The sequence below is a fragment of the Aquimarina algicola genome, assembly GCF_006443095.1.
In the GTDB taxonomy this organism is placed as follows: Bacteria; Bacteroidota; Bacteroidia; order Flavobacteriales; family Flavobacteriaceae; genus Aquimarina; species Aquimarina algicola.
The window spans coordinates 19,365-39,451 of sequence record NZ_VFWZ01000009.1 but is presented as its reverse complement, the minus strand read 5'-3'; the positions used below and the strand labels follow the sequence as shown (position 1 = coordinate 39,451).

Here is a 20,087-nt window from a genome sequence, read left to right as displayed (position 1 = left end):
TCATGGTTTCGATTCAATTATCAAGATCTCTAAGTTTTAGAGAAGTAGGACTTGAGATTCTAAATTTTACCAGAAAAAAGACAGCGAGCAATTGATATATAGCATTTATAATTCTAAATTCTATAGAATTAATATAGAACATATCCAACGCATAACAAGAATCGCAAATCACAAAATTAAGAATGGCTATCAAAAACCATAACGCCTGAGACGATCTGGTATTTGCATATTGAAAAACAGCTCCAGTGAATAAAAAATATAAAATAATCAAATATATAATTCCATAAGGTTTTATCTCCCCCATATTTGGTGAAATAGCTTCATATATCTCATATACTATCAAAGTCCATAAAACAAAAAAGATCACCAAATAAAAGATATCAGTATTACTATATTCTATCGGCTTATGATTTTTATATAAGAAATAGAATAACAGAATATAACACAGACCATTACTCAATAAAACGTAAATAAAATAATCTTGTACCCCGGTTAGGAGGAAAATATCACCAATAAAACACATACACAAGACCATTAGAAAAATACCATCTATTTTTTTTACACTAAACCAGTATAGCATAAAAAAAAGAGGTACAGTTGTTGGTTTTGCATAAAACTCTAATTCTGGCCATTGCATAGCTGTGCTCAAGACACAGAGACTTCCTGCAATAACTAAAAATATTTTAATAAGAGTCCTTATTTTCATTCTAACTTACTAAGAAATTCGTCTTCTGTAATAATTGGAATTGATAATTTATTTGCTTTTTCTAATTTACTTGGTCCCATATTTTCTCCTGCAACGACATAAGAAGTTTTAGAAGATATAGAACTCGACACTTTACCTCCATTATCCTCTATCATTTTCTTAAGTTCATTTCGAGATATTTTTTCAAAAACACCAGATACAACAAATGTTTGCCCTTGTAAAGTTTCTGTTTGACCGGCTAATTTCTCTGCAGAGATCTCTAATTGAATTCCATATTGTAGCAATCTATCTATCAGGGTTTTATTTTCTTCAACTGCAAAAAACTCTACAACACTTTGTGCTATTTTACTTCCAATTTCATCTACATTAACCAATTCTTCTTCTGTAGAAGATATAATAGCTTGTATCGACTTGTAATGTTTTGCTAATTTTTTGGCTACTGTTTCCCCTACATAACGTATTCCTAAAGCAAACAAAACTCTTTCAAAAGGAATATTTTTTGAGTTTTCTATTCCTTTTATCAAATTATCCGCGCTTTTTTCTGCCATTCGCTCTAATGGGATGACTTGTTCTTTTGTTAAGGTATACAAATCTGCATAATTATGTATTAATCCTTCTTTGACCAAAAGCGCAACGGTTTCGCCTCCTAAACCTTCAATATCCATAGCCTTACGAGAAATATAATGCTGTATCCGTCCTATGATCTGTGGCGGACAACCTTGGTAATTTGGGCAATAATGTTGTGCTTCACCTATTTTACGTATCAGAGGGGTTTGACATTCTGGGCATTTAGAAATATATGCTGTTGCTATAGAATTCTGACTTCTTTTTTGAAAATCTACTGCTACAATTTTAGGTATGATTTCCCCTCCTTTTTCTACAAAAACAGTATCATTTACTCTAATATCAAGTTTTGCAATTTGATCTGCATTATGTAATGAAGCTCTCTTTACCGTTGTTCCTGCTAATTGCACAGGAACCAGATTAGCTACCGGGGTTATCGCTCCTGTTCTACCAACTTGATATGTAATTTCATTTAATACAGTAGAAACTTGTTCTGCCTTAAATTTATATGCCATCGCCCATCTAGGTGCTTTAGAAGTAAAGCCAAGTTCATCTTGTTGTAATAGATTATTCACTTTTATCACAACCCCGTCGGTCTCATATGGCAAATCATGTCGATGTTTATCCCAATAATTCACAAAATCCAGCACCTCATCAATAGAATTTGCCAGTTTGGATTCTGAAGGAACTTTGAATCCCCATTCTCTAGCTTTTTCTAGACTTTCAAATTGAGTAGCGATAGGTAATCTATCTCCAACTATATTATATAATAAACAATCTAGTGGTCGTCTGGCTGTCTCTGCACTATCTTGAAGTTTCAAACTACCTGAAGCTGTATTACGTGGGTTAGCATAAGGATCTTCTCCCGCAGCAATACGCTCTTGATTCATCTTGGCAAATCCTTCAAAAGGAAGAATGATCTCTCCTCTGATATCAAATTTTGATGGAAAATCACCTTTCAATTTTAATGGAATCGAATTTATTGTCTTTACATTTGTAGTAACATTATCTCCTTGTATCCCATCTCCTCTGGTAACAGCTTTCATTAGGATACCATTTTCATAGGTCAAATTAATCGAAGCTCCATCATATTTCAGCTCACAAGTATAAGAAACATCTCCCTCTACTATTTTTTTTATCCGTTTTTCCCAATCCTCCAAATCTTCTTTAGAATATGAATTATCGAGAGAATACATCCTGTATTCGTGCACAACGGTTTCAAAATTCTTCGTCACTTCTCCACCAACTCGCAACGTAGGAGAATTAGCATCATAAAATTCCGGATGTTTTTCTTCAAGATCTTGAAGCGACTTCAGCTTCATATCGAACTCATAATCGCTAATAGCAGGCTTGTCTAAAACATAATAATTGTAATTATGTTGCCTTAACTCTTCTCTTAACTGATTAATTTTTTGTTCTATATCCATAAATATTTTTAAGTTCTATCAGATTTTAACCATTTGGGTACTTGAGTAGGTTTGAAGGCTTTCATTTTTTCTAAAAGTCTATCAATTTGATTATCGACCAGAAGTAATTCATAATTTTCTATTTTAAGAAATCCCCTACGCACCATATTTTCTAACAACCCTAACAAATCATCATAAAAACCTGATATATTCAAGAGTCCTATCGGTTTTTGATGAAGCCCAAGCTGAGACCATGTAATAATTTCAAATAGTTCTTCTAAAGTCCCGAATCCCCCGGGAAGAGTTATAAAACCATTACTAAGTTCTTGCATTCTCATTTTACGTTCATGCATCGTCTGGGTTGTAATTAATTCTGACAATCCTTGATGTACAACTTCTTTTAATTTTAAAAATTCCGGAATAACCCCTATTACTCTTCCTTTTTGATCTAAAGTTCCTTGAGCAACCTTGCCCATTATACCAATTTTGGCCGCGCCATATACCAAAGTAATATTTTGCTTTGCCAATTCTTCTCCTAATACATAAGCCTCAGATACTATATTTAGATCATTCCCTTCACTACTACCACAAAATACACAAATTGAATCAAGTGTTTTCATTTAATCAAATAGTTTTTTTAAAGATTTGTTAATTTTAACATTTTTACTTGGATTTTTCAACTTTTATCATTCTATCATTTCCAAAAATATCTTTTCGTAAAATGACTTGATCAAAACCTTTATTTTTGATCATTTGCATCATTTCTTCCCCTAGATATTGATTAATCTCAAAATATAAATTACCACTTCTTTTCAAATTTTTAATTGCTAAAGCAGTAATTCTTTCATAAAATACTAATGGATCATCATCTGAAACAAAAAGCGCTAAAGAAGGTTCATTTTCAAGAACATTGGCTTTCATTTCTTGTTTTTCTAAAACTCTAACATAAGGTGGATTAGAAACGATGATATCAAAATCCATAGATAATGTATTCAATTGCAATATATCTTGTTGTAAACAAGTGATTTTTGCATTATTATTATCTGCATTTTTTTGAGTAATTTTTAGTGCCTCAGCAGATATATCTAATGCATATACGTCTGCACCCGGAAGATTCTTTGCTAATGATATGGCTATACAACCACTACCTGTACCAATATCAAGTACTCTTAGCTTCTCTTTTACGCCTAGATGATCTTTGATAATCCAATCCACCAATTCTTCGGTTTCCGGTCTGGGAATTAACACATTAGAATCCACATAGAATAGCGAACCATAAAACTCTGTTTCGTCTACAATATATTGTATCGGTTCTTGAGCTAATAATTTGATTTTTGCCTGATCAAAATGAAACAATTCTTTCGCTGTGAGTATACGGTCGAGGTGTATTGCTACTGTTGCTCTAGACAATTTTAAAATTTTATTGGTAAGAATATAAAAAAAGCTACGAGCTTCTTCAATATCATATTGTTTTATTATATCAGCAAGAAATTGATCTCTTAAGCTTTTGACATCCATTAAATAGCGTTCAGTTTATTGTCTTTATTATAAAAACAGTAGTTTTTTAGTTCACTATAAATCTTTAATCATCCAAGATTGGCAACTGTAATGCCCTGTGTCGCCCATAGGTTGATCTAAAGGCGTAAATCCAACTTTTTTATATAATTTTCGGGCAGCTTCCATATAAGGCATTGTCTCTAAATAACATTTAGAATATCCTTCTTCTTTGGCCAAATCAAGACATTTATTGATCATTAGAAATCCAACACCTTGCCCTCTTGCTTCTGACAAGAAATACATTTTTTGCAATTCGCATATCGTATCAGACGTATCTCCATCTAAAGGAGCAATTCCGCACCCTCCTATAACTTTACCTTCTTTTTCTACAACATAATATTGTTTTCTTGGGGTGTCATATGTTTCAAACATATAATTTAATGACTCATCTTCATAGGCCGTTCCTTTTTTGGGTGCTCCCATCTCCATAAGAACATCACGAACTACTTGAGCAATCATTGGATTATCTTCTGGCTGTATTGGACGTATATTTATAGTACTCATTTAAAAAAAATTACAGAAACTGAAATATACGCTAATTCTCTTCTCTAATCAATGAGATAAATTCTATTATTATCAACAATGTTTATGTAAATTAAAAATATTCTTTTTCAAAAGAAATAAAATTTAAACGTATTGATATTATTAAAGTTAAAAAAGACAAAAACAAAAACCTCCTCTTCGGAAACTTATCGTTTTTAACAATTTAATTTTCTTTACAAGTAAATTATCTATTAAAATGTAGACATTTTTATAGCACTTCATAAACAATCCCCCATCTCAAATAGCTTCATTTTTTATCACATCAATTATTATTCGATAATTACTTGAATATAATAAGCTTTTCAGAAAGTAATCGTGAAACTGTTTTATTAGATCATTTTAAAGGTCTCAAAATGCATAGTTTTAGTTATTTTTGCAAACTATAAAAATGACAATACAAGAAAAATATATCAAACGCTGTATAACCCTTGCCAAAAATGGTTTTGGCACTACTTACCCTAACCCAATGGTAGGAAGTGTTGTTGTACATAATGATAAAATTATAGGAGAAGGATGGCACTACAAAGCGGGGCAACCTCATGCAGAAGTTAATGCTATTGCCTCTGTTAGAGATACCTCGTTATTAGAAGAATCAACGATATACGTCAGCCTTGAACCTTGTAACCATTTTGGAAAAACACCTCCTTGTAGCGATCTTATCATACAAAAGGGAATAAAAAAAGTAGTTATAGGTACTGTAGATACTTTTGCTAAAGTGTCTGGTGCAGGCATTCAAAAATTAATGCAAGCCGGATGTGATGTTACAGTTGGTATATTGGAGAAAGAATGCTTGGAACTAAACAAACGTTTTTTTACATTTCATAACAAAAAAAGACCTTATATCATATTAAAATGGGCAGAAACCAAAAACAAATACATTGCCCCAAAACATACAGATAAACGAGCACCTGTTTGGATTACAAATGCTCGATCCAGACAACTTGTTCACAAATGGCGTACTGAAGAAAATGCAATTCTAGTTGGCGGACGTACAGTGGTACAAGATAACCCAAAACTAACCAGTAGAGATTGGTCTGGTCAAAATCCAGTAAGAATAATCATAGATAAGACCGGAAAAATTCCAGATAATTCTTATATCCTCGACAGAAACACAAAAACGATAATCTTAACGTCAAAAGAACACACCAGAGCAAGTGATGATATGCTTATTTATGAAACGCTTCATTCAAAAAATGATATTGAAGAACAAATTTGTACGATCCTACACAAACATGATATTCAATCTGTGATTATAGAAGGTGGTGCTTTTACCCTTCAATCATTTATAGATAAAAATCTCTGGGATGAAGCCAGAGTTTTTACAGGAGATTCCACCTTCATAAATGGTATTGAAGCTCCTTCTCTAACAGGGAATATTGTAAATACTCAAAAAATAGTAAATGATGTTTTAACAGTATATCAAAATGATTAAAACTATTATCTTCGACTTTGGGGATGTCTTTATAAATTTAGACAAACCAGCTACTCTGAAAAAGTTTTCAGAACTAGGAAAGCTTCCTTCTACAGAAAAAATCACAGCGCTCAACGAGTTATATGAAGTTGGAAAAATTTCTACCAAAGATTTCATTGGTAAAATACAGCATTTTTTTCCAAATGCTACAGCACAACAAATCATAGATGCCTGGAACGCCATTTTAATTGATTTTCCAGAGTTTAGATTAGAATTTCTTCAACATCTTTCTTCTTCAAGAAAATACAAGTTGATCTTATTAAGTAACACAAACGAATTACATATTAATTGGATAAAAGAAAATGTTTCTTTTTATGAAGAGTTTAAATCGTGCTTTGATGCTTTTTATCTCTCTCACGAAATCCAATTAAGAAAGCCTGAAGTCGAAGTTTTTAATTTTATATTAAGAAAACATCAGTTATCTGCTCATGAGACTTTATTTATAGATGATACAAAAGAGAATACAAATGCCGCTGCCTCGCTAGGTATTCATACTTGGAACAACAACCCTCAAAGAGAGGACATTACAGAACTATTTACTTTAAAATCTTCTTTATTTTGATTTATTTAATTTTAAGCATCCTAGCATCTAGCTTGATATTTATCATCTTTAAACTTTTTGCCAAATATCAGGTTGACACGTTGCAAGCAATAATTGTAAATTATGTTGTTGCCTGTGTGTCAGGTATTATCGCTTATTCAGAACCTATTGATATGGTTGCAGTAACAAAAGAAGGCTGGTTTTATGGGGCAATGGTTCTGGGAGTGATTTTTATTTCTGTTTTTAATTTAATGGCGATTACCACACAAAAAAACGGTCTTTCTGTTGCTGCCGTAGCTACAAAAATGAGCGTTGCTATACCCATAATTTTTGGGATTATTGTATATCATGAAAGTACAGGTATCCTAAAAATCTCTGGGATTATAATCGCCCTAGTAGCTGTTTATCTTACATCTATGAAAACTTCAACAGGGGTTCCTTTAAAATTAAGCAATCTTATTTTTCCACTTTTAGTTTTTGTAGGAAGTGGTATTATAGATACAAGTCTAAAATACTTTGAAACGTATCATGTTGCTAAAAATGATGTTGCTATTTTCTCTGCATCTATTTTTGGATTTGCAGCAATTATAGGATTTTTTGTTTTGATATATAAAGCAATTACGGGAACATTGAAAGTTGATTTTAAAAATATTGTTGCAGGTATTGTATTAGGGATTCCAAATTATTTTTCGATATACCTATTGATAAAAGCTTTGCGCTATGACAATATGGACAGTTCTACAGTATTCACGATCAATAATGTCGCAGTTTTGTTAGTGTCTACTCTTGCGGGAATCTTATTATTTAAAGAAAAACTAGTTCTCAAAAACTGGATCGGAATTATATTAGCTGTAATAAGTATTGTATTAGTTACTTTTTCTATAGAAGCATAGTATCGATTTGGATATCTTAGACACATATAAAACTATAAAATCTTCTGGCAAAGAAGTATTGTTCAAAGACCGAAACAGTAAATTTTACGGTTACGCTTTTCCTATAAAAACCGAAGAAGATGTAAAAAATATTATTAGCGAACTAAAAAAACAGCATCATACTGCAAGACATCATTGTTATGCATGGCAAATCGGCACAGAAAACAAACGCTATCGAAGCAATGATGATGGAGAACCTTCTAATTCTGCTGGGCAACCTATTTTCGGACAAATACAATCTTTTGAAATTACAAATGTACTCGTTGTCATAGTACGATATTTTGGTGGAGTCAAATTAGGCGTCGGAGGCCTAATAAACGCCTATCGAACCTCGGCCGCAATGGCAATAGAAGCTTCAGAAATTATCGAAAAGACCATCAACAAGGATTTTGTTATAATTTTTGAATACAAGGACATGAATAAAGTGATGCGCATAATAAAAGATTATGACTTAAAAATCATCAAACAAGAACTCGAATTAAGTTGTAAAATTTATATTTCTGTAAGAAAAAAGTTTGTTGATAAAATAAAAGATGTTTTCTCCTCGTTGTATGAAATAAAAATTAAAGAATTAGAGAATTAAACGTTCTTGATTTTTTCAAGTAAATAATTGGGGCAGGAAACTGGTTTTTTGGTTTCACTATCAACAAAAACTAATGAAGTAGAAGCGATTGTTAATAATTCTTGATGTCGGTTATAGATTTCATAGTCAAAAACAATACGTGCTGTAGGAATTTTCCTAAGATAAGTTTTAACAGTTAAATCATCGTCAAAGAAAGCAGATTTCTTAAATTTAAAATCCATTGTATAAACAGGAAGCATAATACCATTTTCTTCCATTGTTTTATAGGAGATTCCTAGTTTGGATAGCCAGTCAATTCTAGCTAATTCTAGATATTGTACGTAATTTCCGTGATGTACCACTCCCATTTGGTCCGTTTCAGAATAGCGAACTTTTACAGAGGTGTTAGAACTAATTAGCATAGTACAAAATATTAATTTATGATTATAGATTCAAAAACAAATCTATTTAGATAATGCAAAAAAAATAATTAATATTCAACCCCTAATTTGTTTTTTTTTTACATTTTTTGTTCACATATTTGTCAAGCAAAAACAGTAAGGAGTTTTTCAACAATTTCTAGATAATACTAACAGGAAAATAGTAAATTTAACCACAGGAATGAATATAACTGCGCAATCGGTTTGGGACAATTGTCTGTCTTTTATTGAGGATAACATAACACCACAAGCCTATAAAACTTGGTTTGAACCCATAAAAGCTGTAAAACTTACAGATAGCGCTTTGAGCATACAGGTTCCTAGTAAGTTCTTCTACGAATGGTTAGAAGAGCACTATGTAAACTTACTTAAAGTTTCTTTGACAAGAGAACTTGGTGAAGGCGCTAAACTGGTATACGTTATCAAAATGGAAAATACATATGGTAACAAGAAACCATTCACAGAAAAAATCCCAAGTGCTAATAGAACTGCAGTCAATTCTCAAGAGGTTGATGTGCCTATAAAAAGTAAAAATCCGGAACTCAAAAACCCCTTTATAATACCGGGAATTCGAAATGTAAAAATCGAATCTCAACTTAATCCAAGTTATAATTTTGAAAACTTCCTAGAAGGTGACTCCAACAGATTAGCAAGATCTGCGGGTATGGCTGTTGCCAACAAACCCGGAGGAACTTCTTTTAACCCATTACTTATCTTTGGAGGAGTTGGATTAGGAAAAACACACCTTGCTCACGCAATAGGTGTAAACATAAAAGATAATTATCCAGAAAAAACAGTTTTATATATTTCTGCAGAAAAATTCACTCAACAATATATAGAATCTGTAAAAAAGAATAACAGAAACGACTTTATTCATTTCTATCAAATTATTGATGTATTGATCGTAGACGATATACAGCTTCTATCTGGCAAAGCAGGTACACAAGATGTTTTCTTCCATATTTTTAATCATTTACATCAAAACGGAAAACAGGTAATTCTTACAAGTGATAAAGCTCCTGTAGACATGCAAGATATTGAACAGAGACTACTTTCTCGTTTCAAGTGGGGACTATCTGCAGAACTACATCAACCTGATTTTGAAACACGTATTTCTATTATAAAAAACAAGCTTTATCGAGATGGTGTAGAAATGCCTGAAGATATTGTAGAGTTTTTAGCTAACAACATCAAGACTAACATCAGAGAACTTGAGGGCGCTATTATTTCATTAATCGCTCATTCTTCTTTCAACAAGAAAGATATCACTATAGATCTAGCCAAAAATATAGTAGACAACTACGTAAAAAACACAAAAAGAGAAGTTTCAATTGACTACATTCAAAAAGTAGTAAGTGATTATTTCCAAATGGATGTAGAAACATTACAATCCAAAACACGCAAAAGACATATTGTTCAAGCAAGACAGCTAGCTATGTTCTTCGCAAAGAAACTCACAAAAGCTTCTTTAGCAAGTATTGGTACCCAAATTGGCAAAAGAGATCACGCAACAGTATTACACGCTTGCAAAACTGTAGACAACCTTTCTTCTACAGACAAACAATTTAAAAAATACGTAGAAGACCTAGGTAAAAAATTAACACTCTAGATCAAAACATTATAAAAAGTTAGTTTCCCTTAATTTAATAGCTAATACTATTACATCTTTTTAACAGCTAGCCTTACGTTTAAAAAAACGACAAAACATGAAAGTTAAGATCTTAATGGTTTGCCTCGGAAATATTTGCAGATCTCCTTTGGCAGAAGGAATTTTAAAATCAAAACTTGACGCTCAAAAGTATACCGTTGAATCTTGCGGAACAAGCAACTATCATATTGGCAGCAAACCAGACATACGCTCTATAGAAGTTGCTAGACATCATGGCATAGACATCTCAAATCAAAGAGCAGCTCAGTTTACAAAAAGTCATTTTAAAACATATGACCATATATACGTCATGGACTCTTCTAACTACAAAGACGTAATAGACTTAGCAGACAATAAACAAGAAATAGACAAAGTATTATTGATTTTAGACGAACTAAAAACTGGCAATTCATTAGACGTACCCGACCCCTATTATGGAGGAGAACAAGGATTTGAAGATGTTTTTCAGATGCTAGACCAAGCATGCGATCAAATTGCTTCAAAACTCAATAACTAAAGAAACTATACAAATAAAGTTTTTGTATATTTAATGAAATGATGCATTTAATTTGATAATCTCTGTTTCGAGTTATTATAATTAAAAAATACGCATACAGTTTTAAACAAAACATTATAAACACAGTTAATGGATTCCAAACCCCTAGATCCCAAAGGAAAATTATACCTAATCCCAACTCGCCTTGGAGATGATGTTCCCTTAGAAGTTTTACCCATATCAATAAAAAAAGTACTTGAACAAGTCAATCATTACATTGTAGAAAACGAAAAACAAGCAAGAAGGTTCATTAAAAAAGTAAGCCCTAGTAAATCTCAAAAATCACTTGTTATTAGAACGGTAAACAAATACACCGAACCTACAGAAATGCCAGGATACCTTACACCTTGCCTAAACGGAGAATCTATTGGACTATTATCTGATGCAGGATGCCCCGGTATCGCAGACCCTGGTGCCGAAGTAGTAAAACTAGCACACGAAAAAGACATACCAGTAATCCCACTTGTAGGACCTTCTTCTATATTATTAGCAATGATGAGTAGTGGTATGAATGGTCAAAGTTTTACATTTAACGGCTATCTTCCTATAGATAAAAACGAAAGAAAATCAAGCATAAAACAACTAGAAAGAATATCTTTTGAAAAGAATCAATCTCAAATTTTTATAGAAACACCTTACAGAAACGATAAAATGTTTGCAGATCTCAAGGCTATTCTTAATGACAACACAAGACTTTGCATTGCTTGCGACATAACACTAACAACAGAATTTATCTCTACAAAAACCATAAAAGAATGGAAAAGCAAAGAATTAGATCTTCACAAAAGACCAACCATTTACATTATACACAAAGATTAGTAAATTCTTTTTGCTAAAATTTTATAATACTTGATCGTTTTCCAACAAAACTTTTGCTTTTCTATCTTGCACTACAAAAGAAGTATCATATCCTCCAAATCGTCTCATATAATACCGTATTGTAGTTCCAAAAGCATCAGCAAAACCTTCTACACCACCAGTACGCAAATAACGTTTTACAGCACCTGGTCCTGCAAGATGTGCAGAAGCCAAAATTCCAGATTCTGTAATCTTCACACCATTAACAGTTCTACCTTCAAATCTTGTGATGTCTCTACGTAAAATCCATTTGTTACGAGATAAATTAGCATAAAACGCTTGTTCTTGAAGAGCCGGATTATTAAGAAAATCGTTTTTACCAATATTTCTTAACCCGATTAGCGCTAATGTACCCTTACCAAACTGATATTTCCCCAAATATCCAAATTGATTAACAACTTTATAGTTACCGCGAGATTCTTTAAAGGCTAGTGCTTCTTTAAAACCTACATAAGATTTACCTAATTCTGGAAATACAAATTCACTACTATCATCTTCTATTTCATTGAAGTTAGGAGCGATATAATGTAGATCCAAACCTGCAGTACTATAAGAACTAAAGTCTATACTTTCTTTTGTATTGAAACTTAGAGCAAGCCCTCCACCAATTGTAAGAATTATAGACAATCCTATTATCTTGTTTACCATATAAAAAATTTCTGAGTGGCTGCCTAAAAAGACACCCCCATCCACTCAAATTTTCGAGGGGCAAATATACGGTATTTTTAAACACAAAATAGTTTTTTGTGTTAAAATTTATATAACACTGAAAAACAGTTAGTTACTCAAAAAATTACCTGTAAAAACATTCAAAAAGCTTAAAAAAAGTTTAAAAAACAACACTTAAACGTCAAATAAAAGAGTTTCGTCGATAAAAAAGTAACTGGATTTACATTTTTTAACTCATAAAGAAATCACAAAATTGTTGATAAGTATTTTTGATATAAGACTAAAAAAGGATGAATGTAGAATTATTTTTTTCCTACAAAACAGACAGTTTAATCTATCTTCTAATTCCTTTTTTATTTATCCAATCTACGTATTGTTTCTTATTATTATTGTGTTGTTGGAGTGTCTTGGCAAATTTATGATATCCCATTTTTTCAACATTTGCAACAAAAAAGTAATAATCATGCTTTTCATAATTAAGCACTGCATCAATCGAAGATATATCAGGCATCGCAATAGGACCCGGGGGGAGTTCTTTGTATTTATATGTATTATAAGGGCTATCTAACTCTAAATCTTTATACAAAACTCTTTTTATAACTGCCTGCCAATCATTACGGTGTTTTTTGATAGCATAAATTACTGTTGGATCAGCGTCCAATTTCCAACCATTGTTATATCTATTCATATAAACTCCTGCTACTCTTGGGCGTTCATCCACTTTAGCTGTCTCTTTTTGCACTATAGATGCTACGGTAATGACTTCATTTGGTTTTAAACCAATAGATTTTGCTTTAGCCACTCGATCATTATTCCAGAACCGTTTATATTCTTTTAGCATTCTATCTCTAAATTGTTCTGCAGAGGTGTTCCAAAAAAACTCATACTTATTCGGAATATACATAGCAAGAGCTGTTTCTATTGCAAAATCATTTTCCTGTAGAAAGGGTTCATTTTTAAAAGCTTTCAACAAAGAGATGCTATCTGCTTCTATTTGAGTAGCAATTCTACCAGCAAGATTTTCTAATCTCTCTTGATTATTATAACTCACTTGAACTGGTGAGTTCTTGCTTCTTAATATATTAATTAGATCATTATTATTAAGTCCTTTTTTAAGAATATAACGGCCTGCTTTTATATTTCTGGCATATCCTTTTTTTCGAGCAATTCGATCAAAGCTATAAATATCCTTAATCAAAGGATCTATATTCTCTATTAACTCTGTGTATGTAGTTCCCGTAGGAATGTATAAAGTTTTTGTATCAGTATCAAAATTAGTATTTGGTGAAAAAACTGCTTGATATACGTAGTATGCAAAAATCCCTCCTGCGATTAGACCTATAATCGCTATTGTCAATAATATTTTTTTAATGTACATATAAAAATTGATATAAAAATTCGTCTTTATAATTGTTATTAACCAAATTCCAATCTTTTTTTGTTCCTACTTTTACAAAATCTTCATTTTCGAATAATTTGATACTTGCTTCATTCCCTTCTCCAATATTGGCATATAATTGATGTAAACGCAAATGCTTATAACCAAAATCTTTTATTAATTTAAGCGCTTCTGCTCCATATCCTTTTCCTCGATTATCTTTGGGAGAGATCAAAATCCCCACTCCTGCTCTATTGTGCGCCGGCTCAAAATCAAAAATATCAATCATTCCGATAGCTAAATCATCATTTGCACATATTACCAACCTCAATTGTTTTACTTCATAAATATCTTTATGAGACTGTTCAAGGTATTGTCTAATCAAAAATCTAGAATAAGGGGCTTGAGTAGAACTCATTTCCCAAATTTCTTCATCATTTTCAACACGATAAACAAAATCAAGATCTTCTGGCTCTAATGCACGCAAATAGATATTTTCCCCTTTTAGTGTCAACATTCGATCTCTCCTTTAAAAACTAATTCTGCAGGACCGATAAGAAAAACATCTGTATACCTCTTCTCTGTTTTGGTAAAAGTCACCTTGAGTTCTCCTCCCATTGTTTTTATCGCGACTTCTTCATTTTGAGTTTCTCCTATTTCATGCATTGCCAAAGCTACTGCAGTCACTCCTGTACCACATGACAAGGTTTCATCTTCTACTCCTCGCTCATAAGTACGTACAGCAAAACTATTATCCTCATTTTTTTCTACAAAATTTACATTACTACCTTTTTCAAAATAAGGCGCTCCATTTCTAATTTCCTTTCCTTTAGCAAAAACATCGTATTGAAGCAAATCATTTACAATAGCAATATGATGGGGAGAACCTGTATCCAGAAACAAATGATCTGTATGATTTTCGATTGTAGAAACATCCTGCATTTGTAAATATACTATCCCATTCTTAATTTCTGCCTTATGTTTACCATCTATTGCTGTAAAAATAGCTGTGTTTTTTATAATTCCTAAATAAGCCGCAAAAGCAACTAGACATCTCCCTCCATTACCACACATGCTACTTTCATTTCCGTCAGCATTAAAATAGACCATAGTAAAATCATCTCCTTCTTCTTGAGGGGGTTCTAAGAGCATCAATCCATCTGCTCCAATCCCAAATTTTCTGTCACAAAGTCTAGAAATTAGTTTGGTATTATTTTTGTCTAGAGATAACTGTCTATTGTCAATAATTACAAAATCGTTTCCTGTACCTTGATACTTATAAAAAGTGAGTGTCATTATTCATTTTAATTTTAAAATGGCAAAGGTACAAAGAATGATTGCATAGTATCGCTGTTAATTAGAAGTTAAACATTAAAAAAAATTATACTACAATTGTAATTTTAAAAGTTAGACATAGTCTATTATATTTAAATAATCATAGTTAAATCAAACACAAAGGAAAATGAAAAAGTATTTGAGTTTATTGGTTGTAGCTATTCTTGCAGGAGTATTCACCTTAGGAGCTTACAAACTGTTTATAGAATCAGAGCCCGTTATTGTTGCTCAAAGTGAAGTAAAACCAAACTTTATTCCTACAAATTATACAGTTACGAATACAAAAAACAATACAAGCGCTCTAACGTCTAGTATTGACTTTACTTATGCTGCTGAAAAAACGGTAAATGCAGTAGTGCACGTAAAGCAATATGGTATTACTAGAAATCCACGTAATTTAATGGAACTTTTTAGAAATGGAGGAGCCAAAGAAAGAAGAATACAAGGTGCCGGATCTGGTGTAATTATTACAGAAGATGGTTATATTGTAACAAATAACCATGTAATCGATGGGGCTACAGATTTAGAGGTCACATTAAATAACAACAAATCTTACAAAGCTACGGTTGTTGGAACAGCCCCACAATCAGATATTGCGTTGATTAAAATCGATACTGATGAGAAATTAGCTTATATCCCTTTTGGCGATTCAAACTCTGCAAAAATAGGAGAATGGGTATTAGCTGTTGGTAATCCTTTTAACCTAACTTCTACTGTCACTGCAGGTATTATCAGTGCAAAATCGAGAGACTTAAATGAGTATGATGATAATATCCAATCCTTTATACAGACTGATGCAGCCATCAACCCTGGAAACAGTGGAGGAGCATTAGTAAATACTAAAGGTGAACTGATTGGAATCAATACAGCAATCACATCTCAAACCGGTAGTTATGTAGGGTATGCTTTTGCCGTTCCTTCTAATAATGCAAAAAAGATAATAGATGATATTATAGAGTTTGGAGATGTACAACGTGGTATTTTAGGAATAAGAGGAGGTACTATAAATCCAAAAGCTATAGAAGAATATGATATCTCAGTGTCTCAAGGTGTTTTTGTTGCTTTTGTAGAAGAAAATAGTGGTGCCAAAAAGGCAGGAGTTCAAGAAGGTGATGTTATTAAAGAGATTGATGGATTACCTATTAAAAAGTTTTCTGACCTAACCGGATATGTGAACAGCAAGAGGCCAAAAGATGTGATTCAGGTAAAGGTATTACGCAACAAAAAAGAATTAATATTACCTGTAACACTTTCAAAATACGAAATTCAAAAATACAATATCGATGATGTTGGTGTAGAAGTTATGAATCCTCCAAAGGATTATCTTAAAAAATTCAATGTAGATCATGGTGTTGTCATAAGTAAAGCTTTAAGCTCTAGAATGCAACGATACAATTTAGAAGGACTTATCATCAGTGAAATTGATGGTAAGAAAGTCAAAAATGTACTAGAAGTCAAAAGTATTGTTGACAACAAATTCAAAGAAGAAGACATTACAATTAGTTTAATTGGTCGTAACGGGCAAAAAAGAGAGTTTGTGTTTCAATAAATGAACACCATAACTAGCCTAAAGCCTTTAGAAATATATAGAAATGACCATTACTTTTAAAAAGTAATGGTTTTTTTATAAAAAAGACTTTACGAAAACGTTTGAAATATATAATTTTGCACGAAATTTCAAGACTGTAAAAACACAACAAGATTATGAGTTCTAACGAAGTGTATGAAAAAGAATTGGCTTTTCAAGCAGATAGACGCCGTGCGACTGTAGCTTTTATAAAAACCATTAGTGATCTATGGTATGACAATGCTGTAGAATTAGTACTTTTCAGAAATCAGCTTATAGACAAAAATGTAAGTGAAATTATTAACTTGCATGAATATGCTGGAGAATTTGTACAAAAGCCTATCTCTATTTTTGATTCGGCAGAAATTGCACAAGCAATAAAATTAATGAACCTTCCTCCTTCTAAACTTGATATTGGAAAGTTAACGTATGAGTATCACTTGGCAAGTGACGAATATGGCTCTATCAATAGATTTGTACAAGACAAATTAAAAGATGCAAAAAAGATAAAGCCTATCTCTCCTAAAAATGTTGTACTATATGGATTCGGTAGAATTGGGCGCTTAGTAGCAAGAGAATTAATGACTATCACTGGTAAAGGAAGTCAATTAAGACTTAGAGCTATAGTAACAAGAGGAGAAATTAACCAGGAAGTATTAGAAAAGAGAGCTTCTTTATTAAGAAGTGATTCTGTTCATGGTGATTTTGCTGGAACTGTAGAGACTGATTTGAAAAACAGTTCTTTGATCATTAATGGAACAACTGTAAAAATCATTAGTGCCAACGCACCTGAAGATATTGACTACACTGCTTATGGAATATCAGACGCTTTACTAATCGATAATACAGGAGCATTTAGAGATAAAGAAGCTCTAGGCATACACCTTAAAGCAAAAGGGATAGACAAAGTATTACTCACTGCTCCGGGAAAAGGTATTCCTAACATCGTACATGGTGTAAATCATAAAGAGCATAATCCCGATAATACAGATATATTTTCTGCAGCTTCTTGCACCACCAATGCTATAACCCCTATCCTACAAGCTATAGACGAAAGTTTTGGTGTAGTTAATGGGCATTTAGAAACTATTCATGCATATACCAATGATCAAAATTTGGTAGACAATATGCATAAAAAATATAGAAGAGGACGTGCTGCAGCATTAAATATGGTAATTACAGAGACTGGTGCAGGAAAAGCAGTCTCTAAAGCATTACCAAGTTTTGAAGGTAAGTTAACATCTAATGCTATTAGAGTTCCTGTACCTAATGGGTCTTTAGCCATTTTAAACTTGAATTTAGAAAAGAAAACATCTAAAGAAAGTATTAATGCTGTATTAAAAAAATACGCTTTAGAAGGAAATCTAGTTGAACAAATCAAATACTCTTTAGACAACGAGTTAGTATCAAGTGATATTATAGGTTCTTCGGCACCATCTATATATGATAGCAATGCTACAATAGTTGATAAAAAAGGTGATAATGCTATTCTGTACGTTTGGTATGATAACGAATATGGATATAGTCATCAAGTTATAAGACTATCAAAATACATTGCTAAAGTAAGACGATTTACGTATTACTAATAAAGTTATTTACATATTTCAAAAGCCATTATATTTTATATAGTGGCTTTTTGTTGTAAAAACATGAAATATTTGAAAAATATTCTTTTACAAAAACAACAATAATCCAACACAATATATTCAATATCAAACAAATACATAAAAACTACTGTTTTAACAAATTCTTACAAAAAAAACTTTCTAATTACTTACAATATCGTACATTTATTGTCGTTACAGAAGATAATTAATAACCAGGACACGACATATTTAGTTTCTATTTAGGTCAATAGGCACCATTCAATTTCTTATTGACTTTATGTATATGTAGAAACATAGATATGCAATACAAGAAATTAAGAATTAACACATATGAAATTATCACAGTATTTTCTACTATTTACATTACTAACATCATCTCTCTCATCGATATATGCACAAGAAGAAGGTATTACAGCGGCAGATGCATTGCAAAAGGAAAAAATAGAGCGTCAGTTTGATGTTGTTATAGCAAAATCCGGAAAATATCAGGAATATAAGGTGGTAAAGCGTGTTTGGATGGAAAAACTCAAAAAAAATACAATTGACACCATCAAAACATTAGAATCAAAATTAAATACCACAAATCAAAAGATAAATGAGCAAAAGTCTACAATCTCAGGATTAGAAGAATCTCTTGCAAAAACAAATGATAATTTATCTACAGTTACACAAGAGAAAGATAGTATCAATTTCTTTGGTGCCGCACTAACAAAATCAAGTTACAAAACGATTATGTGGTCGATCATTGGTGTTCTTGTTGCGATGCTAAGTTTCTTTATTTTCAAATTCAAAAATAGTAATGCCGTAACCGTCGAAGCAAAAAAAGCATTAGCAGAAACAGAAGCAGAATTCGAAGATCATAGACGTAGAGCGCTAGAAAGAGAACAAAAAGTAATGCGCAAACTGCAAGACGAGATCAACAAGCAACGTAAAGCAGGAACTAAATAGATATAATATCATCTGTTATTTATACAATATTCTTTCGCATCTTTGCACAAATAAAATAAGAGAATTAAGATTTAAAGATGCGTATTGATATAATCACTGTCGTTCCCGATATACTCAAAAGTCCTTTTGAAGCTTCTATAATGAAAAGATCAATAGAAAAGGGACTAGTAGAAATTCATTTCCACAACTTACGAGATTACACTACTGACAATTATAGACAAGTAGATGATTATCAGTTTGGCGGTGGTGCAGGCATGGTCATGATGATCGAGCCAATCGACAAATGTATCTCGCAGTTAAAGTCAGAAAGAACGTATGATGAAATCATATACATGACTCCTGACGGAGAAACATTAAACCAAAGTATTGCGAATCAATTATCACTTAAAGGAAACTTAATACTCCTTTGTGGACATTATAAAGGAGTAGACCAACGTGTACGAGATCATTTCATAACTAAAGAAATATCAATAGGAGATTATGTATTATCAGGAGGAGAGTTAGGCGCTTTAATCTTATGCGATGCTATTATTCGCTTAATCCCAGGGGTTTTGGGTAACGAGACTTCTGCCCTTACCGATTCTTTTCAAGACAATTTACTAGCTCCTCCTATTTACACAAGACCGGCAGAATACAAAGGCTGGAAGGTACCTGAAGTACTAACTTCCGGAAACTTTCCTAAAATTGAAACATGGAGAGAAGAACAAGCTTATTTGAGGACAAAAGACAGAAGGCCTGATTTATTAAAAAACTAATCTAAGTAATTATTCATATAGATCACTCAATAAGAGACACATAC

General features: G+C 32.2%; 21 protein-coding genes. 11 read left to right on the top strand and 10 right to left on the bottom strand.

Features of this window, described 5'->3' with window-relative positions; translation table 11 throughout:
• Positions 1-13: 13 nt before the first annotated feature.
• The 5 genes from FHK87_RS21995 to FHK87_RS21975 are packed head-to-tail and all read right to left on the bottom strand — an operon-like array spanning position 14 to position 4,737.
• Positions 14-706, bottom strand: a complete 693-nt coding sequence (locus tag FHK87_RS21995) for a lysoplasmalogenase family protein (protein WP_140596816.1) — start codon at positions 704-706, stop codon at positions 14-16.
• Positions 703-2,697: an NAD-dependent DNA ligase LigA gene (ligA, locus tag FHK87_RS21990; protein ID WP_140596814.1), complete on the bottom strand. Its 1,995-nt coding sequence runs from the start codon at positions 2,695-2,697 to the stop codon at positions 703-705. Before ligA ends, FHK87_RS21995 begins: the two co-directional genes overlap by 4 nt.
• Positions 2,698-2,705: 8 nt before the next feature.
• Positions 2,706-3,296 (bottom strand): LOG family protein, encoded by a 591-nt coding sequence (locus tag FHK87_RS21985; protein ID WP_140596811.1) that lies wholly within the window; start codon positions 3,294-3,296, stop codon positions 2,706-2,708.
• Positions 3,297-3,339: 43 nt separating this feature from the next.
• Entirely contained in the window at positions 3,340-4,194 is an 855-nt protein-coding gene (prmC, locus tag FHK87_RS21980) for a peptide chain release factor N(5)-glutamine methyltransferase (RefSeq protein WP_140596808.1), read from the bottom strand.
• Between the two features lie 54 nt (positions 4,195-4,248).
• Positions 4,249-4,737 carry a GNAT family N-acetyltransferase gene (locus FHK87_RS21975; protein WP_140596806.1) on the bottom strand — a complete coding sequence of 163 codons (489 nt, stop codon included), beginning with the start codon at positions 4,735-4,737 and terminating at the stop codon, positions 4,249-4,251.
• A 427-nt stretch (positions 4,738-5,164) separates the two neighbouring features.
• Here FHK87_RS21975 and ribD point away from each other — a divergent pair, with 427 nt between their 5' ends.
• From ribD to FHK87_RS21955, 4 genes are all read left to right on the top strand, one after another.
• Complete coding sequence (gene ribD, locus FHK87_RS21970; protein WP_140596803.1) at positions 5,165-6,208, top strand: bifunctional diaminohydroxyphosphoribosylaminopyrimidine deaminase/5-amino-6-(5-phosphoribosylamino)uracil reductase RibD; 1,044 nt, start codon at positions 5,165-5,167, stop codon at positions 6,206-6,208.
• Positions 6,201-6,809: an HAD family hydrolase gene (locus FHK87_RS21965; RefSeq protein WP_140596800.1), complete on the top strand. Its 609-nt coding sequence runs from the start codon at positions 6,201-6,203 to the stop codon at positions 6,807-6,809. The genes ribD and FHK87_RS21965 overlap by 8 nt, the downstream gene beginning before the upstream one ends.
• Positions 6,810-6,889: 80 nt before the next feature.
• On the top strand, positions 6,890-7,681 hold the full coding sequence (locus tag FHK87_RS21960) for an EamA family transporter (RefSeq protein ID WP_317133560.1): 792 nt from the start codon (positions 6,890-6,892) through the stop codon (positions 7,679-7,681).
• Between the two features lie 7 nt (positions 7,682-7,688).
• Complete coding sequence (locus FHK87_RS21955) at positions 7,689-8,303, top strand: IMPACT family protein (RefSeq protein ID WP_140596795.1); 615 nt, start codon at positions 7,689-7,691, stop codon at positions 8,301-8,303.
• On the opposite strand, the gene FHK87_RS21950 is transcribed toward FHK87_RS21955, so the two are convergent.
• Positions 8,300-8,704 (bottom strand): acyl-CoA thioesterase, encoded by a 405-nt coding sequence (locus FHK87_RS21950; protein WP_140596792.1) that lies wholly within the window; start codon positions 8,702-8,704, stop codon positions 8,300-8,302. The two genes, FHK87_RS21955 and FHK87_RS21950, sit on opposite strands and share 4 nt — an antisense overlap.
• Before the next feature lie 199 nt (positions 8,705-8,903).
• Between FHK87_RS21950 and dnaA the strand changes: the two genes are divergently transcribed.
• The 3 genes from dnaA (at position 8,904) to FHK87_RS21935 (ending at position 11,745) form a co-directional block, all read left to right on the top strand.
• Positions 8,904-10,331: a chromosomal replication initiator protein DnaA gene (gene dnaA / locus FHK87_RS21945; protein ID WP_140596789.1), complete on the top strand. Its 1,428-nt coding sequence runs from the start codon at positions 8,904-8,906 to the stop codon at positions 10,329-10,331.
• Positions 10,332-10,428: 97 nt separating this feature from the next.
• Positions 10,429-10,887 carry a low molecular weight protein-tyrosine-phosphatase gene (locus FHK87_RS21940; RefSeq protein WP_140596786.1) on the top strand — a complete coding sequence of 153 codons (459 nt, stop codon included), beginning with the start codon at positions 10,429-10,431 and terminating at the stop codon, positions 10,885-10,887.
• A 129-nt stretch (positions 10,888-11,016) separates the two neighbouring features.
• Positions 11,017-11,745: an SAM-dependent methyltransferase gene (locus FHK87_RS21935; RefSeq protein WP_140596783.1), complete on the top strand. Its 729-nt coding sequence runs from the start codon at positions 11,017-11,019 to the stop codon at positions 11,743-11,745.
• A gap of 21 nt (positions 11,746-11,766) precedes the next feature.
• Here FHK87_RS21935 and FHK87_RS21930 read toward each other — a convergent pair whose 3' ends face one another.
• The 4 genes from FHK87_RS21930 to dapF form a co-directional block, all read right to left on the bottom strand.
• Positions 11,767-12,432, bottom strand: a complete 666-nt coding sequence (locus FHK87_RS21930) for a lysozyme family protein (RefSeq protein ID WP_140596780.1) — start codon at positions 12,430-12,432, stop codon at positions 11,767-11,769.
• A gap of 355 nt (positions 12,433-12,787) precedes the next feature.
• Positions 12,788-13,831: an endolytic transglycosylase MltG gene (gene mltG, locus FHK87_RS21925; protein WP_140596777.1), complete on the bottom strand. Its 1,044-nt coding sequence runs from the start codon at positions 13,829-13,831 to the stop codon at positions 12,788-12,790.
• Positions 13,821-14,348: a GNAT family N-acetyltransferase gene (locus FHK87_RS21920; protein ID WP_140596775.1), complete on the bottom strand. Its 528-nt coding sequence runs from the start codon at positions 14,346-14,348 to the stop codon at positions 13,821-13,823. The genes mltG and FHK87_RS21920 overlap by 11 nt, the downstream gene beginning before the upstream one ends.
• Positions 14,342-15,127 carry a diaminopimelate epimerase gene (dapF, locus tag FHK87_RS21915; protein WP_140596772.1) on the bottom strand — a complete coding sequence of 262 codons (786 nt, stop codon included), beginning with the start codon at positions 15,125-15,127 and terminating at the stop codon, positions 14,342-14,344. Before dapF ends, FHK87_RS21920 begins: the two co-directional genes overlap by 7 nt.
• Positions 15,128-15,293: 166 nt before the next feature.
• Between dapF and FHK87_RS21910 the strand changes: the two genes are divergently transcribed.
• The 4 genes from FHK87_RS21910 (at position 15,294) to trmD (ending at position 20,043) form a co-directional block, all read left to right on the top strand.
• Positions 15,294-16,715: a trypsin-like peptidase domain-containing protein gene (locus FHK87_RS21910; RefSeq protein WP_140596769.1), complete on the top strand. Its 1,422-nt coding sequence runs from the start codon at positions 15,294-15,296 to the stop codon at positions 16,713-16,715.
• Positions 16,716-16,870: 155 nt separating this feature from the next.
• Positions 16,871-18,319 carry a glyceraldehyde-3-phosphate dehydrogenase gene (locus FHK87_RS21905; protein ID WP_140596767.1) on the top strand — a complete coding sequence of 483 codons (1,449 nt, stop codon included), beginning with the start codon at positions 16,871-16,873 and terminating at the stop codon, positions 18,317-18,319.
• A gap of 351 nt (positions 18,320-18,670) precedes the next feature.
• Positions 18,671-19,288 carry a tRNA (guanine-N1)-methyltransferase gene (locus FHK87_RS21900; protein WP_140596764.1) on the top strand — a complete coding sequence of 206 codons (618 nt, stop codon included), beginning with the start codon at positions 18,671-18,673 and terminating at the stop codon, positions 19,286-19,288.
• 77 nt (positions 19,289-19,365) lie between these two features.
• Positions 19,366-20,043, top strand: coding sequence for a tRNA (guanosine(37)-N1)-methyltransferase TrmD (gene trmD, locus FHK87_RS21895; RefSeq protein ID WP_140596762.1), 678 nt, complete (start codon positions 19,366-19,368; stop codon positions 20,041-20,043).
• Positions 20,044-20,087 lie beyond the last annotated feature (44 nt).